Annotated in this window: 15 protein-coding genes and 1 pseudogene; 12 read left to right on the top strand and 4 right to left on the bottom strand. The window is 64.8% G+C overall.

Going from position 1 to position 18,226, the window contains the following annotated elements; translation table 11 throughout:
• Positions 1-119: 119 nt before the first annotated feature.
• The 7 genes from AC1DYI_RS01575 to AC1DYI_RS01545 are packed head-to-tail and all read left to right on the top strand — an operon-like array spanning position 120 to position 9,013.
• Positions 120-3,917: a nitrate reductase subunit alpha gene (locus tag AC1DYI_RS01575; RefSeq protein ID WP_477202323.1), complete on the top strand. Its 3,798-nt coding sequence runs from the start codon at positions 120-122 to the stop codon at positions 3,915-3,917.
• Complete coding sequence (gene narH / locus AC1DYI_RS01570) at positions 3,914-5,437, top strand: nitrate reductase subunit beta (protein ID WP_477202322.1); 1,524 nt, start codon at positions 3,914-3,916, stop codon at positions 5,435-5,437. The genes AC1DYI_RS01575 and narH overlap by 4 nt, the downstream gene beginning before the upstream one ends.
• A gap of 11 nt (positions 5,438-5,448) precedes the next feature.
• Positions 5,449-6,156 (top strand): nitrate reductase molybdenum cofactor assembly chaperone, encoded by a 708-nt coding sequence (gene narJ, locus AC1DYI_RS01565; RefSeq protein ID WP_477202321.1) that lies wholly within the window; start codon positions 5,449-5,451, stop codon positions 6,154-6,156.
• On the top strand, positions 6,153-6,962 hold the full coding sequence (narI, locus tag AC1DYI_RS01560; protein WP_477202320.1) for a respiratory nitrate reductase subunit gamma: 810 nt from the start codon (positions 6,153-6,155) through the stop codon (positions 6,960-6,962). The genes narJ and narI overlap by 4 nt, the downstream gene beginning before the upstream one ends.
• An 11-nt stretch (positions 6,963-6,973) precedes the next feature.
• Positions 6,974-7,714: a peptidylprolyl isomerase gene (locus AC1DYI_RS01555; protein ID WP_477202319.1), complete on the top strand. Its 741-nt coding sequence runs from the start codon at positions 6,974-6,976 to the stop codon at positions 7,712-7,714.
• 12 nt (positions 7,715-7,726) lie between these two features.
• A complete protein-coding gene (locus tag AC1DYI_RS01550; protein WP_477202318.1) occupies positions 7,727-8,560 on the top strand; it encodes a carbonic anhydrase in 834 nt (277 codons plus the stop codon).
• A gap of 45 nt (positions 8,561-8,605) precedes the next feature.
• Positions 8,606-9,013 (top strand): ribonucleotide reductase subunit alpha, encoded by a 408-nt coding sequence (locus AC1DYI_RS01545; protein ID WP_477202317.1) that lies wholly within the window; start codon positions 8,606-8,608, stop codon positions 9,011-9,013.
• Between the two features lie 101 nt (positions 9,014-9,114).
• Here AC1DYI_RS01545 and AC1DYI_RS01540 read toward each other — a convergent pair whose 3' ends face one another.
• Entirely contained in the window at positions 9,115-9,864 is a 750-nt protein-coding gene (locus AC1DYI_RS01540; RefSeq protein WP_477202316.1) for a hypothetical protein, read from the bottom strand.
• 389 nt (positions 9,865-10,253) lie between these two features.
• Between AC1DYI_RS01540 and AC1DYI_RS01535 the strand changes: the two genes are divergently transcribed.
• Together AC1DYI_RS01535 and AC1DYI_RS01530 are read left to right on the top strand one after the other, a co-directional pair.
• On the top strand, positions 10,254-11,603 hold the full coding sequence (locus AC1DYI_RS01535; protein WP_477202315.1) for a methyl-accepting chemotaxis protein: 1,350 nt from the start codon (positions 10,254-10,256) through the stop codon (positions 11,601-11,603).
• A gap of 338 nt (positions 11,604-11,941) precedes the next feature.
• A complete protein-coding gene (locus tag AC1DYI_RS01530; protein ID WP_477202314.1) occupies positions 11,942-13,030 on the top strand; it encodes a S1C family serine protease in 1,089 nt (362 codons plus the stop codon).
• 251 nt (positions 13,031-13,281) lie between these two features.
• Here the strand turns inward: AC1DYI_RS01530 and AC1DYI_RS01525 are convergent, their stop codons facing one another.
• Complete coding sequence (locus AC1DYI_RS01525) at positions 13,282-14,199, bottom strand: LysR family transcriptional regulator (protein WP_477202313.1); 918 nt, start codon at positions 14,197-14,199, stop codon at positions 13,282-13,284.
• 153 nt (positions 14,200-14,352) lie between these two features.
• Between AC1DYI_RS01525 and AC1DYI_RS01520 the strand changes: the two genes are divergently transcribed.
• Positions 14,353-15,228, top strand: a complete 876-nt coding sequence (locus AC1DYI_RS01520) for a pirin family protein (RefSeq protein WP_477202312.1) — start codon at positions 14,353-14,355, stop codon at positions 15,226-15,228.
• A 564-nt stretch (positions 15,229-15,792) separates the two neighbouring features.
• Positions 15,793-16,425 (top strand): isochorismatase family protein, encoded by a 633-nt coding sequence (locus AC1DYI_RS01515; RefSeq protein WP_477202355.1) that lies wholly within the window; start codon positions 15,793-15,795, stop codon positions 16,423-16,425.
• A gap of 144 nt (positions 16,426-16,569) precedes the next feature.
• On the opposite strand, the pseudogene AC1DYI_RS01510 reads toward AC1DYI_RS01515, so the two are convergent.
• Positions 16,570-16,767 (bottom strand): annotated as a pseudogene (locus tag AC1DYI_RS01510) (transposase domain-containing protein); the annotation flags it as partial.
• A gap of 578 nt (positions 16,768-17,345) precedes the next feature.
• Here AC1DYI_RS01510 and AC1DYI_RS01505 point away from each other — a divergent pair.
• Positions 17,346-17,981, top strand: coding sequence for an Arm DNA-binding domain-containing protein (locus AC1DYI_RS01505; protein ID WP_477202311.1), 636 nt, complete (start codon positions 17,346-17,348; stop codon positions 17,979-17,981).
• 37 nt (positions 17,982-18,018) lie between these two features.
• Here AC1DYI_RS01505 and AC1DYI_RS01500 read toward each other — a convergent pair.
• On the bottom strand, positions 18,019-18,226 hold a 208-nt coding region (locus AC1DYI_RS01500; protein WP_477202310.1), incomplete at its 5' end, for a transposase domain-containing protein.

The raw sequence follows: 18,226 nt of genomic DNA, 5'->3' as shown, positions 1-18,226 counted from the left end.
CCGAGCCCGGTTACCGGGCTGACACGCAGCGTTCACGCACTGTCACGCAGTGCCGTGCTGGTGTCGCACGCCATTGCCTCAGGCCCCCAAAACTCCACTCCGATACACCGGAGCCCTCGATGAGCCACTTCCTCGATCGACTGACCCACTTCTCGCAGCCCCGCGAAGACTTTGCCGACGGTCACGGCGTGACCACCGGCGAAGACCGCACCTGGGAAGACGCCTACCGCAGCCGCTGGCAGCACGACAAGATCGTGCGCTCGACCCACGGCACCAACTGCACCGGCTCGTGCTCTTGGAAGATCTACGTCAAGGGCGGCATCGTCACCTGGGAAACCCAGCAGACCGACTACCCGCGCACCCGGCCTGACCTGCCCAACCATGAGCCACGCGGCTGCGCCCGCGGCGCTTCGTACTCCTGGTACCTGTACAGCGCCAACCGGGTCAAGTACCCGATGGTGCGGGGCCGATTGCTGAAGCACTGGCGTGCCGCGCGGGCGGTGGCCAAGAGCCCGGTCGACGCCTGGGCGATGGTGGTCGAGAACGCGACCCAACGCGAGGAGTGGACGCGCCAGCGCGGCCTGGGCGGCTTCATTCGCTCGAGCTGGGACGAGGTCAACGAGCTGATCGCCTCGGCCAACGTCTACACGATCAAGAAGCACGGGCCCGACCGCATCATCGGCTTCTCGCCGATCCCGGCGATGTCGATGGTCTCGTACGCCGCCGGCTCGCGCTACCTGTCGCTGATCGGCGGTGTGTGCATGAGCTTCTACGACTGGTACTGCGACCTGCCGCCGTCCAGCCCGCAGGTCTGGGGCGAGCAGACCGACGTGCCCGAGTCGGCCGATTGGTACAACTCGACCTTCATCATCGCCTGGGGTTCCAACGTGCCCCAGACCCGCACGCCCGACGCCCACTTCTTCACCGAGGTTCGCTACAAGGGCGCCAAGACGGTGGCGGTGACGCCCGACTACGCCGAGGTCAGCAAGCTCGCCGACCTGTGGATGCACCCCAAGCAAGGCACCGATGCCGCGCTGGCGATGGCCATGGGCCATGTGATCCTGAAGGAGTTCTACTTCGGCGGCAGTGAGTCGACCGGTGGCTTCAACGTCCGCAGCGCCTATTTCAACGACTACGCGCGCCGCTACACCGACCTGCCGATGCTGGTGATGCTGGAGCCGCGCACGTTGCCCGACGGCCGCCAGGTGATGGCCAGCAAGCGCTACCTGCGCGCCAGCGACTTCAACGGCCGCCTGGGCCAGCAGAACAACCCCGAGTGGAAGACACTGGCCTTCGACCAGAACGGCCGCGTGGTCGCGCCGCACGGCTCTGTCGGCTTCCGCTGGGGCGCCGAGGGCACACCCGACGCCGGCAAGTGGAACCTCGAGAACAAGGAAGCCCGCCACGGCGAAGACGTGACGCTGCGCCTGTCGGCGACCGAGAACGGGCAAGGCCACGAAGTCACCGAAGTCGCGTTCCCCTACTTCGCCGGCATCGAGACGCCGCACTTCAACGCCAATGCACAAGGCTGCGATGTGCTGGTGCGCAAGGTCCCAGTGCAACGCATCCGCCTGGGCAAGGACGGCGAGTACCGCGAGGCGCTGGTCGCCACCGTGTTCGACCTGATGGCCGCGCACTACGGCATCGAGCGTGGTCAGGGCGACGGCGCCCAGGGCTACGACGACGACGCACCCTACACCCCGGCCTGGCAGGAAAAGATCACCGGCGTGCCGCGCGACCAGGTCATCACCGTGGCGCGCCAGTTCGCCGACAACGCCGACAAGACCCGTGGCAAGTCGATGGTGATCATCGGCGCGGCGATGAACCACTGGTACCACTGCGACATGAACTACCGCGGCATCATCAACATGCTGATGCTGTGCGGCTGCATCGGGCAAAGCGGCGGTGGCTGGGCGCACTACGTGGGCCAGGAGAAGCTGCGCCCGCAGACCGGCTGGACCGCCCTGGCCTTCGCGCTCGACTGGACGCGCCCGCCACGCCAGATGAACAGCACCAGCTTCTTCTACGCCCACACCGACCAGTGGCGCTACGAGCGGCTGGGGGTCGACGAGATCCTCTCGCCGCTGGCCGACAAGGCCGAGTTCGGCGGCAGCCTGATCGACTACAACGTGCGCGCCGAACGCATGGGCTGGCTGCCCTCGGCGCCGCAGCTGAAGACCAACCCGCTGCAAGTAGCCCGCGACGGTGGCAGCGATGTCAAGGCGCATGTGGTGGCCGGCCTGAAAGACGGTTCGCTGCAGATGAGCTGCGAAGACCCGGACCACCCCGACAACTGGCCGCGCAACATGTTCGTCTGGCGCTCGAACATCCTCGGCTCGTCGGGCAAGGGCCACGAGTACTTCCTGAAGCACTTCCTCGGCACCTCGCACGGTGTGCAAGGCAAAGACCTGGGGCCGGACGATGCGAAGCCGCAAGAGGTGCGCTGGCACGACAAGGCGCCCGAAGGCAAGCTGGACCTGATCGTCACGCTCGACTTCCGCATGAGCACGACGTGCCTGTATTCGGACATCGTGCTGCCGACCGCCACCTGGTACGAGAAGAACGACCTCAACACCAGCGACATGCACCCCTTCATCCACCCGTTGTCGACCGCGGTGGACCCGGCTTGGGAAGCACGCAGCGACTGGGAGATCTACAAGGGCTTCGCGAAGACCTTCTCTGAAGTCTGCGTGGGCCACCTCGGCGTCGAGAAGGAAGTGGTGCTGACCCCGTTGATGCACGACACCCCGGGCGAGCTGGCGCAAGCCTTCGACGTGCAGGACTGGAAGCGTGGCGAGGTCGAGTTGATTCCCGGCAAGACCGCACCGCAGATCACCGTGGTCGAACGCGATTACCCGGCCACCTTTGCCCGCTTCACCGCGCTCGGCCCCTTGATGGAAAAGCTCGGCAACGGCGGCAAAGGCATCGGCTGGAACACCGCCGAAGAGGTGCGCCAACTGGCGGAGCTGAACGGCAAGGTCCACACCGAAGGCCCGACCAAGGGCATGCCGAAGATCGAGACCGACATCGACGCCACCGAGGTGATCCTGATGCTGGCGCCCGAGACCAACGGTCACGTGGCCGTGAAGGCCTGGGAAGCGCTCAGCAAGTTCACCGGCCGCGAGCATGCCCATCTGGCGCAACACCGCGAAGACGAGAAGATCCGCTTCCGCGACGTGCAGGCCCAACCGCGCAAGATCATCAGCTCACCGACCTGGAGCGGGCTGGAGAGCGAAAAGGTCTCGTACAACGCCGGCTACACCAACGTGCACGAGCTGATCCCCTGGCGCACCCTCACCGGCCGCCAACAGTTCTACCAGGACCACAAGTGGATGCGCGCCTTCGGTGAAGAGTTCACCAGCTACCGCCCACCGGTCGACATGAAGGCCATCGCGGGGGCGAGCGGCGTCAAGCCCAACGGCCACAAGGAAGTGGCGCTGAACTTCATCACGCCGCACCAGAAGTGGGGCATCCACTCGACCTACAGCGACAACCTGATRATGCTGACGCTGAACCGCGGCGGCCCGGTGGTCTGGCTGAGCGAGGACGACGCGAAGGAAGCCGGCATCGTCGACAACGACTGGATCGAGCTGTTCAACGCCAACGGCGCCATCGCGGCGCGGGCGGTGGTCAGCCAGCGCGTCAAGCCCGGCATGACGATGATGTACCACGCGCAGGAAAAGATCATCAACACACCGGGCAGCGAGATCACCGGCCAGCGCGGCGGCATCCACAACTCGGTGACCCGCATCGTCACCAAGCCGACCCACATGATCGGTGGCTACGCGCAGCTGAGTTACGGCTTCAACTACTACGGAACCATCGGCACCAACCGAGACGAGTTCGTCGTGGTGCGCAAGATGAACAAGGTCGACTGGCTCGACGATGAAGGCACGAACCCGGGAGAACAGGCATGAAAGTCCGCGCGCAAATCGGCATGGTGCTGAATCTGGACAAGTGCATTGGTTGCCACACCTGTTCCGTCACCTGCAAGAACGTCTGGACCAACCGGCCGGGCATGGAATACGCCTGGTTCAACAACGTCGAGACCAAGCCCGGCATCGGCTACCCGAAGGACTGGGAGAACCAGGACAAGTGGAACGGTGGCTGGATCCGCAATGTCGACGGTTCGATCGAGCCCAAGCAAGGCGGCAAGTGGAAGCTGCTGATGCGCATCTTCGCCAACCCGAACCTGCCGCAGATCGACGACTACTACGAGCCCTTCACCTTCGACTACGACCATCTGCAGTCGGCGCCCGAGAGCAAGGCCGCGCCGACAGCCCGGCCGCGCAGCCTGATCACCGGCAAGCGGATGGAGAAGATCGTGTGGGGCCCGAACTGGGAAGAGATCCTGGGTAGTGAGTTCGCCAAGCGCTCGAAGGACAAGAACTTCGACGACATCCAGAAGGACATCTACGGCCAGTTCGAAAACACCTTCATGATGTACCTGCCCAGGCTGTGCGAGCACTGCCTGAACCCGGCTTGTGTCGCATCGTGCCCCTCGGGCTCGATCTACAAGCGCGAGGAAGACGGCATCGTGCTGATCGACCAGGACAAGTGCCGCGGCTGGCGCATGTGCGTGTCGGGTTGCCCGTACAAGAAGATCTACTACAACTGGCAAAGCGGCAAGGCCGAGAAGTGCATCTTCTGCTACCCGCGCATCGAAGCGGGCCAGCCCACCGTGTGCTCCGAGACCTGCGTCGGTCGCATCCGCTACCTCGGCGTGATGCTGTACGACGCCGACCGCATCCAGCAAGCCGCGAGCACCGAGCGTGACCGCGACCTGTACCAGGCGCAGTGCGACATCTTCCTCGACCCGAACGACCCGAAGGTGATCGAGCAGGCCCGTGCCGACGGCATCCCTGAGGCCTGGCTGGCCGCGGCGAAGAAGAGCCCAGTCTGGAAGATGGCGATGGAGTGGAAGATCGCGCTGCCGCTGCACCCGGAGTACCGCACGCTGCCGATGGTCTGGTACGTGCCGCCGCTGTCACCGATCACCGCTGCGGCGAACGCCGGCGACATCGGCGTCAACGGCGAAATTCCGGACGTGCGCCAGCTGCGCATCCCTGTGCAGTACCTGGCCAACCTGCTGACCGCAGGCGACACCGAGCCGGTGGTGCGCGCGCTCGAACGCATGCTCGCGATGCGCGCCTATCAGCGCGGCAAGCATGTCGATGGGGTCGAGAACCTGGCCCTGCTGCAGCGCGTGGCGATGACCCAGCGCGAGGTCGAAGACATGTACCAGGTGATGGCGATCGCCAACTACGAAGACCGCTTCGTGATCCCCAGCACGCACCGCGAGTACGCCGAGAACACCTTCGACATGCGCGGCGGTTGCGGCTTCTCGTTCGGCAACGGCTGCTCCGACGGCAGCAGTGACACCTCGCTGTTCGGCGGCAAGAAGCGCCGCACGGTGCCGATCAAGGCGACAGTCTGAAGGAGCATGGCATGACCACCACCCCCAAATCCCTGGCCCTGCGTGTTCTTTCTGCCCTGCTCGGCTATCCGAACGCCGAGTTGCGCGCCGCGATGCCCGAACTGGCCGATGCGCTGGCGCGTACTGACGGCCTGTCGCGCACGCGGCTGGCCGAGCTGCAGGCGCTGATGCGCTGGATCGGCGCCAACGATCCTTACGAAGTCGAAGCCCGCTACGTCGACACCTTCGACCGTGGCCGCGCCACGTCGCTGCACCTGTTCGAGCATGTGCATGGCGACTCGCGCGAGCGCGGCCCGGCGCTGGTCGACCTCCAGCAGACCTATGAGCGAGCCGGCCTGCGGCTGCAAGGCAAGGAGCTGCCGGACCACCTGCCGATCGTGCTGGAGTTCGCCTCGACCCAGCCCGACAAGCTGGCACGCAAGTTCCTCGGCGAGATGGCGCACATCCTGACCGCCGTGTTCAGCGCACTGCTGGAACGCGAAAGCCCCTACGCCTCGGTGATCGCCGCGGTGCTGGAGCTGTCGGGCCAGAAGGTGCAGGCCGTGCCGGTCGTGGCTGACGTGGCCCTAGACGAGGCCTGGGCCGAGCCGCCTGCCTTCGACGGCTGCTCGACCGCCGGCCAGGCCAAGCCGGGCGCGCCGCAGCCGATCCACATCGTTCGCAATCACCACAACACCAACAACACCGCTCGCCAACCAGCCCAAGGAGCAAGCGCATGACCACTTGGATGGACACCTTCCTGTTCGGCTACTACCCATACATCTGCCTGACAGTCTTTCTGCTCGGCAGCCTGATCCGCTTCGACCGCGACCAGTACACCTGGAAGAGCGACTCGTCGCAGTTGCTGCGCACCGGCAGCCTGCGCTGGGGCAGCAACCTGTTCCACCTCGGCGTGCTGTTCCTGTTCGCCGGCCACAGCGTGGGCATGCTGACGCCGCACTTCATCTACGAGCCGTTCATCAGCGCCGGCCACAAGCAGGTGGTGGCGATGGTCTCCGGCGGCCTGTTCGGCCTGCTCGGCTTTGCCGGCGTCTCGCTGCTGCTGCACCGTCGCCTGTTCGACGAGCGCATCCGCGCTACCTCGAAGCCCAGCGACATCGCGCTGCTGGTGCTGCTGTGGCTGCAGTTCGCGCTCGGCCTGTCGACGATCCCGCTGTCCGCCCAGCATCTGGACGGCGGCATGATGATCCGCCTGGCCGAGTGGGCGCAGCGCATCGTCACCTTCCGCGAAGGCGGTGTCGAACTGCTGGCCGGCGCGAGCTGGGTCTTCAAGGCGCACATGGTGCTGGGCATGTCGATCTTCCTGGTCTTCCCCTTCACCCGCCTGGTGCATGTGTGGAGCGGCTTTGCCAGCGTCACCTACGCCTTCCGCCCCTACCAGATGGTGCGCAGCCGCAAGCTGAACCTGCCGGCCGGTCACCTCGCCTCGCAGCGGCAATTGGCGTCTCAGCCGGCTGCGAAGCGGCCGGCGTCGCCGCGCCCGCCGGAAGTTGCGCAACCCGTACACCGCCCCCGCAACGCCTGAAAGCACACACCATGACCACCACCCTGATCGCCCCCGCCAAGGTCAATGGCGTGCCGCTGCAACAGCCCGGCGAAATGCTTGACGACGACACGCTGCGCCAACGCGCCTGCACCGAGCTGCTTCGCCAGGCCGCACAGCGCGCCGGCATCGAGACGGTCTCGGTGCCCGACGCGATCGAGCGGCTGCTGGAACAGGAGCTGTCGATCGACGAACCCACCGAAGAGGCCTGCCGCCGCGCCTTCGGCGCCAAGCCCGAGCGCTATGCGCGGCAAGAGCGACTGCACCTGCGCCACATCCTGTTTGGTGTGACACCGGGTGTGGACCTGGTTGCCCTGCGCCAGCGCGCCGAAGCACACCTGCTGGAACTGCGTTGTGCCGAACCCGGCAGCACTGCGTTTGACTCGGCTGCGCACCGATGGTCCAACTGCCCGACCGGCGCCAACGGCGGCGATCTCGGCTGGCTGACGCAACAAGACTGTGCCGACGAATTCGCGCGCACCGTCTTCGGCCAGGACACGATCGGCGTCTTGCCTCGCCTCGTGCATTCGCGCTTCGGGCTGCACATCGTCGAGGTGCTCGCGCGTGACGCCGGCGTGGTGCCCGCGTTCGAAGACGTGCGCGCCGCCGTCGCGCAGACCTTGCGCCAGCAAGCCTGGGCCAACGCCGTGCGGCACTACCTGCACAAGCTCGCCGACGAGGCGGTGCTCGAAGGCGTGCACCTCGACGCCGAAGCGGCGACGCTCGCGCAATGACCTGACCGGCCCATGACCGACGAGCTGCTGCAGCGCCTGCGCCGTTTCCGGGAAGATGCCTTCCCACACTACCAGGCGCGCTTTCGCGAGCTGGTCGACGACGGCCAGCACCCGAGCACGTTGTTCATCGGCTGTTCGGATTCGCGCCTGGTGCCCTACCTGCTCACAGGCGCCGGCCCGGGCGAGCTGTTCATGGTGCGCAATGTCGGCGCGCTGGTGCCGCCTTGCTGCGGCCGTCTTGACATCAACGACTCTGAAACTGGCGCCGCAGGCTGGCTGACCCGCGCCGCCCCGCAGGGCACGGCCCGCTGGAGCGGCGGCTACCACGGCACGGCGGCCGCGATCGAATTCGCAGTGCTGAACCTGAAAGTGAAGCACATCGTCGTCTGCGGCCACAGCCACTGCGGCGCCATCAAGGCGCTGTACGAAGACCTGTCGCCCGAAGCCGTCAACCTCGGCGCCTGGCTGGACTTGGCGCGCGAGGCCGTGCTGCCGGTGCGCCTGTTCGCGCCCGAAGCCGACGACCCTCAAGATGGCCTGCGACCCGAGGTGCTGCGCCGCACCGAGCAGCGCGCCATCGTGCTGCAACTCGAACGCCTGATGGACTACCCGATGGTCCGGCGGCGCGTCGAGCGGCGCGAGCTGGCGCTGCACGGCTGGCACTACGTGATCGAGGACGGCGAGGTGCATGTCTTCGACCTCAAGAGCGGCCGCTTCATCCCGGCTTCGGAGGCCGAGCACAGTGGCGACGGGCCGTTTTCACTCGATGACGAAACGCCACTGTTCAACGAGATCGACGACTCGTATGCGCCCGTGGCCCCACATGACGTCGTCACGCCGACTTGACCAGGCGCAAGTCCCGTCAGGCCGCCGCCTGCGATGCTTTGCACCATGAACTCGCTGTCCCACTTCCATCAGCTGTTGCAGGCGGCCCGCGGCATGGCGCAACCGCAGCGCCTGCTGTTCGTCTTCGCCACCGCCGGCCTGCCGGACGACGCCAACGCTGAGCAGCGCGCCCGGCATGCCACTGGCTCCGGCGGAACCCTGACGCCGCTGATGTGCGTCGACAAGGGGCCGGAAGAGCTGCTGGATTTCGCCAGCCTGGTGGCCGAGTCGCGCGTTGCCGAGCCGCCGTGGGACGTGGTGTTCGTTGCCGGCCTCGACGGCCGCACGGGCCAGCCGGCCAGCAGCGCCGAGATCGACACAGCCCTCGAATCGATGGTCCATTCGGTGCGCAACGGTCTGGTGCGCAACCTGGCGGCGTACGACAGCCGCGGTCAGGTGCTGGCCTTCGAATGAGTGGCCACCCAGGGCCGGGCTAAGCCCAGTTGGTCAATCCGAGGTATGGATGCTTTGCTTACGCGCCGGCGTGCAGCGCGCTTGTGTTGTCGGCGTAAGAGCTATCGGCTGCCAACTCTGTCTGCCATGGTCCGCCGCTCGCGCAACCCTGCCGGGCCGCCCAACGGCACGCGTGAGTTGCGTTTGACTGGGCGGACCGTGAAGACGGCCGGATCGTCGCGAAGCTCCAGCAACAGGAAGCGAACCCGCTGCTGCCACAACCGGCCCAGTTCGGCCATGGCCGCGGTGTCGAGGTGCTGACGCGTGGCGCGACCGATCAAATCCTGCAGCCTCGGGTTGGCTGGCGGTAGCGACAGATCGGCCGCGGCATCCACTGCCGCACCGGTGTCGAGCCGGCGGTAGCGCAACGACAAAGGCAGATCGGGTGCGATGCGCATCAGCCCGGCACGTGCGAAGCACCCGCCCAGGCCTTTGAAGCCCGAGCTGCCGGCCGCGCCGGTCAGCATCTGCACCACGGTGGCGACCACGCCTACGCTGCCCGAGCGTGCGCTGTCGCGGAACTGCACCTCGATGCAACCGCGAACCGGCAGCTCGTCGGCATACAGCGCCCGCAAGGCCAGCACCGTCAACCAGTAGGCACTGGCGACGGTGGGGCACGAGTGCCCAGTCAGCCGCACAGCGTCGGCGTAGCTGTACTCGAAGATGCCGCCTTCCGCGCAGCCCAACATCTCCGCCATCGGGTCTCGCACCACCAGCCGCGGCACCTGATCGAAGAACGCAGGCAGCCGCATCGTGACCCATGGATGGCGTTGTTCTACGCCATGGCTCAAGGGCGCGTCGGTCGGGTTCATGAAGGGGCTCCCTTTTGTATCGTGCCGTGTGCTCGATTGGCGCACCACCACCGCATCAACGGATTGACGCAGCTCAAGTTGCGGGCCCGCCCGGCCGCCTGTCGGCGTGAACTCCCATGCGATTGCCTGGAGGCGTCGCCACCATCGCCGCGGTCCGTCAAGAAGTTGTTGTCCTCAAGCGGCGCTCGTCGCGATGCGATTGATCGGCATCAAGCGCAATCCCTCAACCACGGAGTCAGATGCAGGATCTGCGGGTCTCACCCTTGGAAGATGGGCCGAGGCGCACCATATCGAACGACGTCGGACTGTCGCGTCCCTGGCCTCCAAGGCGGCAGTCGTTGGACGCTTCCTCAGGCGCTGGCTCGCTCGGCACCGTTCGGAGTCTCGGAATGATCAAGTCCTTTTGGCGAGCCACTGCGCAGCGCGAATTGGAGTCCGCCCCTGCACCGGCGACGCGCGACGCGCGACTTCGCGATGCCATCGGCTCCATCGCCGAGCAGGCGAGCGACCTGGGTCGCGGGGCGGCCGAGGTCGACGGGGCGATTGAGGACGCCGTGGCCAGCGGGACGCAGCAGGTCAAGGCGTTCGACGCGCTGTCCAGCCGCGTCGAGGGCATGGTCGGCGAGAACCGGGCCATCCAGGTGTCGACCGAGGCGAGCAAGGAAGCGGTCGGCAAGACACGTCAAGCTGTCGAACATGTTGGCCACGGCGTCTTGGAGGCCATGAGTTCTTTGCGTGAAGTGGCCGGAGCGGCCACCGACATCACGCAGATCGCACTGCAGACACGCCTGGTGGCCTTCAATGCCACCGTGGAGGCCAAGCGGGCGGGCGAGGCCGGTGCTGGCTTCGCGATCGTCGCGGACGCCGTGAAGGACCTGGCAGGCAAGGTCGAGTCATCCTCCAAGATGATCATGGCGACCGTCACGCGCCTTGAAGGCCGGATAGACGAACTCGTTTCCTGCCTGACGACGCGGCAAGGGGCCGTGGCACAAAGTGACCTTCATCAGGCGCTCGCATCGGTCGAGAAGAGCGTGCAGCTGATTGCCGAGAATGCGTGCCGGAACGTGGATGGCTGCGCCGCGGTGCTGGGCGAAGTCGCCTCGACGCGGGCTCAAGTGGCCGCGACCGCCGCAGGCCTGCAAAGCGCGAGCGCCCACACCAAGCAATTCCTGGCTGCCGCGGAAATGCTGATCGAGTTGACCGCGGACTGCGACGCCGTGACCGTCGACACGCCCTATATCCAAGCGGTGACTGCCGGTGCCGAGACTTTGTCGGGGTTGCTGGAATCCGCGGTGGCCAGCGGCCGCATCACGATGGACGATTTGTTCGACGAACGTTATGTCCCGCTGAAGGAGACGCATCCGCAGCAACATGTCACCCGATTCGTCAAGCTCGCCGACGAGCTCTTCACGCCGATTCAGGAAGAGCTGCTGGCATTCAACTCGAAGGTCATCTTTTGCGTGGCCGTTGATCGCAACGGCTACTTGCCGACGCACAACCTCAAGTTCTCGAAGCGCCAAGGCAGCGATCCGGTATGGAATGCCGCCAACTGTCGCAACCGCCGAATCTTCAATGATCGAACCGGCTTGGCCGCCGGCCGCAACAAACGCCGGTTCCTGCTGCAAACGTACCGCCGTGATATGGGTGGCGGTCAGAGGGTGCTGATGAAGGACCTGTCAGCACCGATCACCGTGCACGGCCGACACTGGGGCGGGCTGCGCCTAGGCTATTCGTTCTAGTCTTCCAGCCAAGCATCCTTTGCGTTGCTCCAAACTGGCGCCAGGCAGGGGCCAGCACTTTCACCACGCGAACCTCACCCTGCTCCGTGCCCTCTTCGTCGATCCGGGTACAGCCCAAGCCCGGCCTTGGACCGGCTTGCTGCGCGCCACCGCCAGCAGCCGGCATGAACCCACATCGCATTGCTCGCCTCGCATTGCTCGCCGATCGACACCATGTGCGAGATGCCGACGGGTCACCAGTCTCCGCATCGGCCGACTTGCCTTGCGCGGCATCAAGCCGGGGCGGCGCCCCTCCGCTGACACTGCAGGCCCAAGGCGATTCGGCCGCGGAGTTCATCATGTTCAAGAGCATCCAGCCACGGCTTCTTCTTTCCGCCGCCACGGCCTGCCTGATGGCTCTTGGCGGTTGCGCCACAGTCCCGGCACCCAACCAGGTGGTGCGCGGCCGTGTCAGCGAAACGGCAATGACCTTCTCCACCGCACTGGCGCGCGGCGTGCCCGCTGCTGCCGGGGTCTACGGTATTCGCCAGGCGCCGGACCCTGAGGACGACGACCGCGAAGCGGTATCCCGCGCCGATGGTGAGCATGGCGAAGCAGGCGCCCGATCCGCCCTCAAAGTCAGTGCGCAGATGGGAGCCGGCTTCTTCGTCTCAGCCGACGGCCTGATCGCCACCGCAGCGCATGTGGTAGCCGACGCGACGCAGATCATCGTCAAGCTGTCCGACCAGCGCGTGATGCTGGCCGAGCTGGTCGGCATCGACGGCGATGCCGACATTGCGGTGATCCGGGTGCCGCTGAGCCGGCCCGCTGCGCCGGTCTTCGGCGCGTCGAACTCCTTGTGGCCGGGCGACTGGGTGCTCGCCATCGGCGAACCCTACGGCTTGGACCGCTCAGTAGCCGCAGGCGTCGTCGGCGGCCGCAGCCGGCATTTTGCGGACGACGGCGAGATGCTGTTCATCCAGAGCGACCTGTCGTTGAACCCCGGCAACTCGGGCGGGCCGCTGCTGGACACGCAGGGTCGCATCGTCGGCATGAACCTGCGCACGGTGGTCGGCACGCCTGGTGGACCTGGCCTGAGCCTGTCGGTGCCGATCGAGCTGGTGCTTCAGATCGTGGCCGAGATCACTGGCCAGGCTGGCACGGCCCGCCCGCGCCTGGGCGCCGGCTTCGAAGACGTGACGCCGTTCATCGCGATCGCGCGCGGGCGGCCCTACGCCAACGGTGCGCTGATCAACGAAGTCAAGCCGGACGGTCTCGCGGCGTCGATGGGCGTACGCAAAGGCGATATCGTGGTCGGCATGAACGGGCGGCCGATTGGCGACAGCGCAGACTTCGCCGACGCACTGCTACGCTGGCGGGCCGGCGAAGCAGCCCGGCTGACCGTGTTTCGCGCCGGCCACTACCGACGTTTGACCACCGACCCATGAGCCTTGAGCAAATCGCGCACGCGCTCTCGGTGCCAGTGCATACGCCGTTGATGGCAGAGCGCAAATGCGCATAGAGCTGACGCCCGCTCGACTACAGCCAGCTGCACGATGAGCGGCCGGTCGTGCCTCGGCGCTTCGAACCAGCGGACTGTTCCGATCGCGATTGGCAGAAGCCCAAGGCGCTGCATGGACAGCCGCCACCCTCAGTTCGCCGCGATGCCGATCGAGCGAACCTTGGTGGACCACGTCGGTCATTGCGGTGTCAATGTCGCATCCAGTTGGCCGAGTTTCTCGACGACGAGGTCGATGAACGCCGACACCGCCAGCGGCAGATGAYGCCGGCTGGGGTAGAGCACAGTGAGTCCGTGCCCGGGACGCTGGTATTCGGGCAGCACCGGAACAAGGCGGCCGGCCCGCAAGTCATTGATGATGACGGCCCTCGGAAGCAGCGTGATCCCCAGCCCAGCCAGCGTGGCCTTGCGAAGGGCCTGCGCCGTATTGCCGCTGAAGCGAGCGGCAACCTGCACAGCCTCATCGATGCCGTCCGGTCCGGCCAACCGCCAGGTCACATCACTGCTGCCAGACTGCGCGAACGTCACGCAATCGTGTTCCAGCAGGTCCTGCAGCGCGTTGGGCGCACCCCTCGCTGCCAGGTAGCCCGGGCTGGCCACCAGCCCGTCGTTGCCAGTGCAGAAAACGTGCCGCCCGACGTATGCCGAATCCTCAAGGGGACCGCCACGAAACGCCACATCGATGCGATCTGCGATCAGGTCCGCCTTTGAATCGCTGAGCACCAAGGCGAGTCGAACCCTGGGATAAGTGGCCAGGAACTCGGCGATCCACTCCATCAAGAACAAGTCGAGAAAGTCGGCCGGGGYGCCGACGCGAACAAGTCCACTCGGCTCCCGGCTTCCCGAGCTCAGCTCATGCCCGGCTTCGAAAAGGCCGGCGACCAGACCGGCGCAACGCGCGTTGAACTCCTCGCCTGCGCTGGTGAGCGTGAGCTTGCGGGTCGAGCGTTGCAACAGCCGGGTGCCGAGGTGTTGCTCGAGCCCCTGGACGCGCCTGCTGACAGTGTTCGATGGCACGCCAAGGTGCCGCGCCGCGCCCGCAAAGCTGCCGCTGCGCACGACGTGCACGAACAAGGCAATGTCGTTCAGATCGAGCATGAGCACCCATTGATTCGATTTCTGGACGGATGCACTCCGATAGCACCGCCTAGTACGTCGATCCTAGCGCTCCTATCGTTCACGCATCGACTGCAGCAGCCCAGGCGTCATGCCTTCGCCGAGCGCACTTCACACCAACGCCAAGGACAACCGATGCCCGCATCACAAGCCATTTCTGGCAATCCGACCCTTGATCAAGCATCGAGCGCCGGCGTGCGGGCCATCGTCCACCGCACGCATGGAAGCACGCATGGACCGATCACGCGGCTGGTGAGCCCGAGTGACCTCGGCGAGTCCCTGAAGCCATTCGTGTTTCTCGACCTCAACAGTTTCAGCCCCGGTCTTGGCAGCCAAGGTTTCGCGATGCATCCGCATTCGGGCATCGCCACACTGACCTTCGTGATGACAGGCAACCTTCGCTACGAAGACACGACGGGCAAGATGGGCGTGCTGCCTGCTGGCGGCGTGGAGTGGATGCGCTCCGGCAACGGCGTGTGGCACATCGGTGCTCCCGTCGGCGACGTGCAGATGTCGGGCTTTCAACTCTGGGTCGCCTTGCCGCCCTCGGAAGAGAACGCACACGCGGAAAGCCTTTACCTGACACCTTCAGATGTTCCGCACGATGGCCCGGCCCGTGTGCTGCTCGGAAGCTACGGAAAGGCCCGGAGCCCGATTCCCGCACCTTCGGGCATGAACTACCTGGCCGTGAGTCTGAAGGACGGCGACCGCTGGCGATACACGCCGCCCGCCGGCCACACCGTGGCCTGGTTTGCGGTCAGCGCGGGAGGAGTCGACGTGAATGGGATGGTGGGAACCGGTGAACTCGCCGTGTTCGAAGAATCGGAGCAAGCCATCGACTTCGTCGCCCACGGCGACACGTCCTTCGTCCTCGGCTCGGCGGTGAAGCATCCACACGACTTGGTGATGGGCTACTACTCAGTGCACACCAGCAAGGCCGCCCTCGCACAGGGCGAGGCCGAGATTCAGCGCATCGGCGCTGAGTTGCGGCGTGACAAGCGGATCGGCTAAAGCACCGTCATTGGCGTCGACCGCTCGGTTCCCACCGAGTTATCCGCGAATTCGGCAACCACCGATTGAAACTCTTTGTCCACCGGGGCCGCTCCATGACCCATGTACTGGCTGCCGACGACATATTCGTGCGCTGGAAGGCACGATCCCCGCTGCCTGGGACAGCATATTTAGTTCCAACCCAAAGGAAATGACATGGTGCGCAACTGACTAAATGCAGTCATCGCTTGAAGTAAGCGTCATGACTGAGACCAGGCACAACCTTCAGGGTGCATAGGCGAGGACTCTGGCCGCAATTTTCTCTGGCATGCCTTGGGTAGAGCGCCGTAACCGGTGGACATCCAGAATGCATTCCGGGCAGTCGTGGTCGCGCGCGCCTCTGCAGCTTGACAGGCCTCATTTGAAAGTATCAGCCCATCGGAGAATCACATGAAGCGTAGAGAGATGCTTATTAGCGGCGCTGCAGTTGGCGGAGCGACATTCCTGACCACGTCGGCGACCGCGGCAAACAAAGCCGCCGCTGCTGCAGGCGGTGTATCCAGTTCCAAAACCAAAGGAAATGACATGACAAACAAGTGGATGATTGACCCCAACGATGCTGTATTGCTGCTGATAGATCATCAGAGCGGATTGTTCCAGTTGGTCCGTGATATCGAGTACAGGGAACTCCGTAACAACGTAATTGCTCTTGCGAAGGCAGCGAAGATCGCGAAGATCCCGACCGTTGCAACGGCATCAGTTCCCGGTGGTCCTAATGGTCTGATCATTCCCGATATCCTTCTGAGCAACCCCGATGTGGTGTACGTTCCGCGCAGCGGCCCGATCAATGCGTGGGATCACCGCCCTTTTGTCGAAGCCGTCGAAAAGACGAAGCGGAAGACATTGCTCATCGCAGGCACGCTCACAAGCATTTGCATGGTATTTCCTGCTCTCAGCGCCCTCGCAGAGGGATACAAAGTGTTCTGCATTGTGGATGCCTCGGGTAATTGGTCGAAGATGGCAACCGACATCTCCATTGCCCGGGTCACGCAGGCGGGCGCGATGCCAATTGACACATTCGCGGCGATTACAGAGGTGATGCACACTTGGAATCGCCCAGAAGCAATGGAATTCGCCAAGGTCTTTGTCGACCACGTCGAGCCCGCATATGGCGCGTTGTTTGAAAGCTATGACATGGCACAAAAAAACGTGAAGTAGGTTCAGACGAAAATATGGACTTGGGCCACCTGGCGACAGGTGGCCCCTCAGTTCTTCAACTTGGAGGAAGTTGGAGAAAAGCCAGATGCCCCATTGCGCGAACGACGCCATGGACCAACACGAAAGTTGGCAGGCGCAACTGGGTTACCAGCGATGAGGCAGGAGCTCGCCGAGGTCGCGGTTCTTGTGCGTTGGCAGACGCGTCAGGACGTCGTGCAGGTACGCGTACGGGTCATGCCCGTCGAGCTTGGCCGTCTGTATCAAGCTCATGATGGCGGCAGCCCGTTGGCCGGCGAGAAGGGTTCCCGCGAAGAGCCAGTTCTTGCGTCCGGTTGCCCACGGTGAACACCCACTCGCTTGCAGAAGCGCATGAGAATTGGTAGGCCGTGCTGGGCTCGAACCAGCGACCAAAGGATTATGAGGGCGTAAACACCGTTCCGCGTAGCCATTGACCTCGACCGTCAGGTCGTGTCAGGAGGATTCACCGGGATTCACTGAGCGTCAAGACGGACGACTGCAATCGGGTCAGGTCGTGTCACGACACCTGTGACCGAAGCAGGGAGGATTGCGACGTTTCGCTACGTCGACGCTACAGTATGACGACGCATCGAGGGAATCTCCGGGGATCGAAGGCTTCCGAGCCTTCGCTCAGGGCAGCCTTCGTCGGCTGTCCGACTTGGCTGAAGCGACGCGGACCGCGTCGCTTGACAGCCAACGCCGGCAGGAGCGGGGACCGCTAGGTTCCCGTTCTCGCGGCGCCCCATACGACGGAAGCCGGTCACCTCATCGCAGCAGCGACAGCATGTCCTGCTGCCGGAGGAGCACGATCAGTCAAGTCGTGTCAGGACACGTCATAGAAATTCAGGATGCGAAGAGGGCGTTGCAATGCCGGTATCTCGAGGGCCCAATGTTGTCCTCAGGTGACCGACATGCGCGGCGCAAGGCGTTTGAGCAACCAAAGCATCGAGTCAGCTCGAGCGGAACCCAACGATGTCTGGCTGTCCGACAATGATGGCTCGCGAGGCCCGGGTCGCCTGATGGTGAGAGTCGGTCGCAGGACTCGGCTGTTCTACTTCAAGTACTCGCGAGACGGCAAGGTTCACAGAGCCTGGATAGGCCGATACAACAGGACGAAGCTGGACGGCTTCCTGACACTCGACGAAGCTCGCATCATGGCTCGGCGTGCATCGTTGGCGTTGTGCGATCCGACAATCATCGACATTCAGGCAGCACTTGGTGTCCGATCTCCTCTATCGAGGACGAAAGGCCTGCAGGTCGCAGTGGCCGCCCCCACACGCGGCACCGGTATCGGCACCCCATGCGCCGGCCCCAGCATTGTCTGGCTCTGCGAAATGTATGTGGATCACCTTCGAACGCGGGGCACCCCAGGCAGCGACGTAAGCGCGCGTCTTTACTCGTACGACATCAAGAACTACATCCAAGGAACACGATGGGCCAACATCGAGGCTAGGTCGATGACCGGCGAAGATGCTGTCTCACTAATCAAGGATGTTGCGCTGCGCCAGTCGAAGGACAAGGCCGATCGTATTCGGTAAGCGTCCGGCAATCCCGTCTTGGAGACGAGCAGGCAGTTCAGGCTGTGGCGCCCAACGGCTGCCAGCGATGCGGCAGCAGCTCCACGATGCGGCTGGCGGGCTGCGTGGGCAGCCGCTCAAGCACGTCGCGCAGGTACGCGTAGGGCTCGTGCCCATTGAGCCGCGCCGAGTGCACCAGGCTCATGATCGCGGCGGCCCGCTTGCCCGCACGCAGGCTCCCCGCGAACAGCCAGTTGTTGCGTCCA

Source organism: Ideonella sp. P3_A4 (assembly GCF_056403075.1).
Note: the sequence above shows the minus strand (reverse complement) of the source record. Positions and strands in the feature narration are given on the sequence as shown.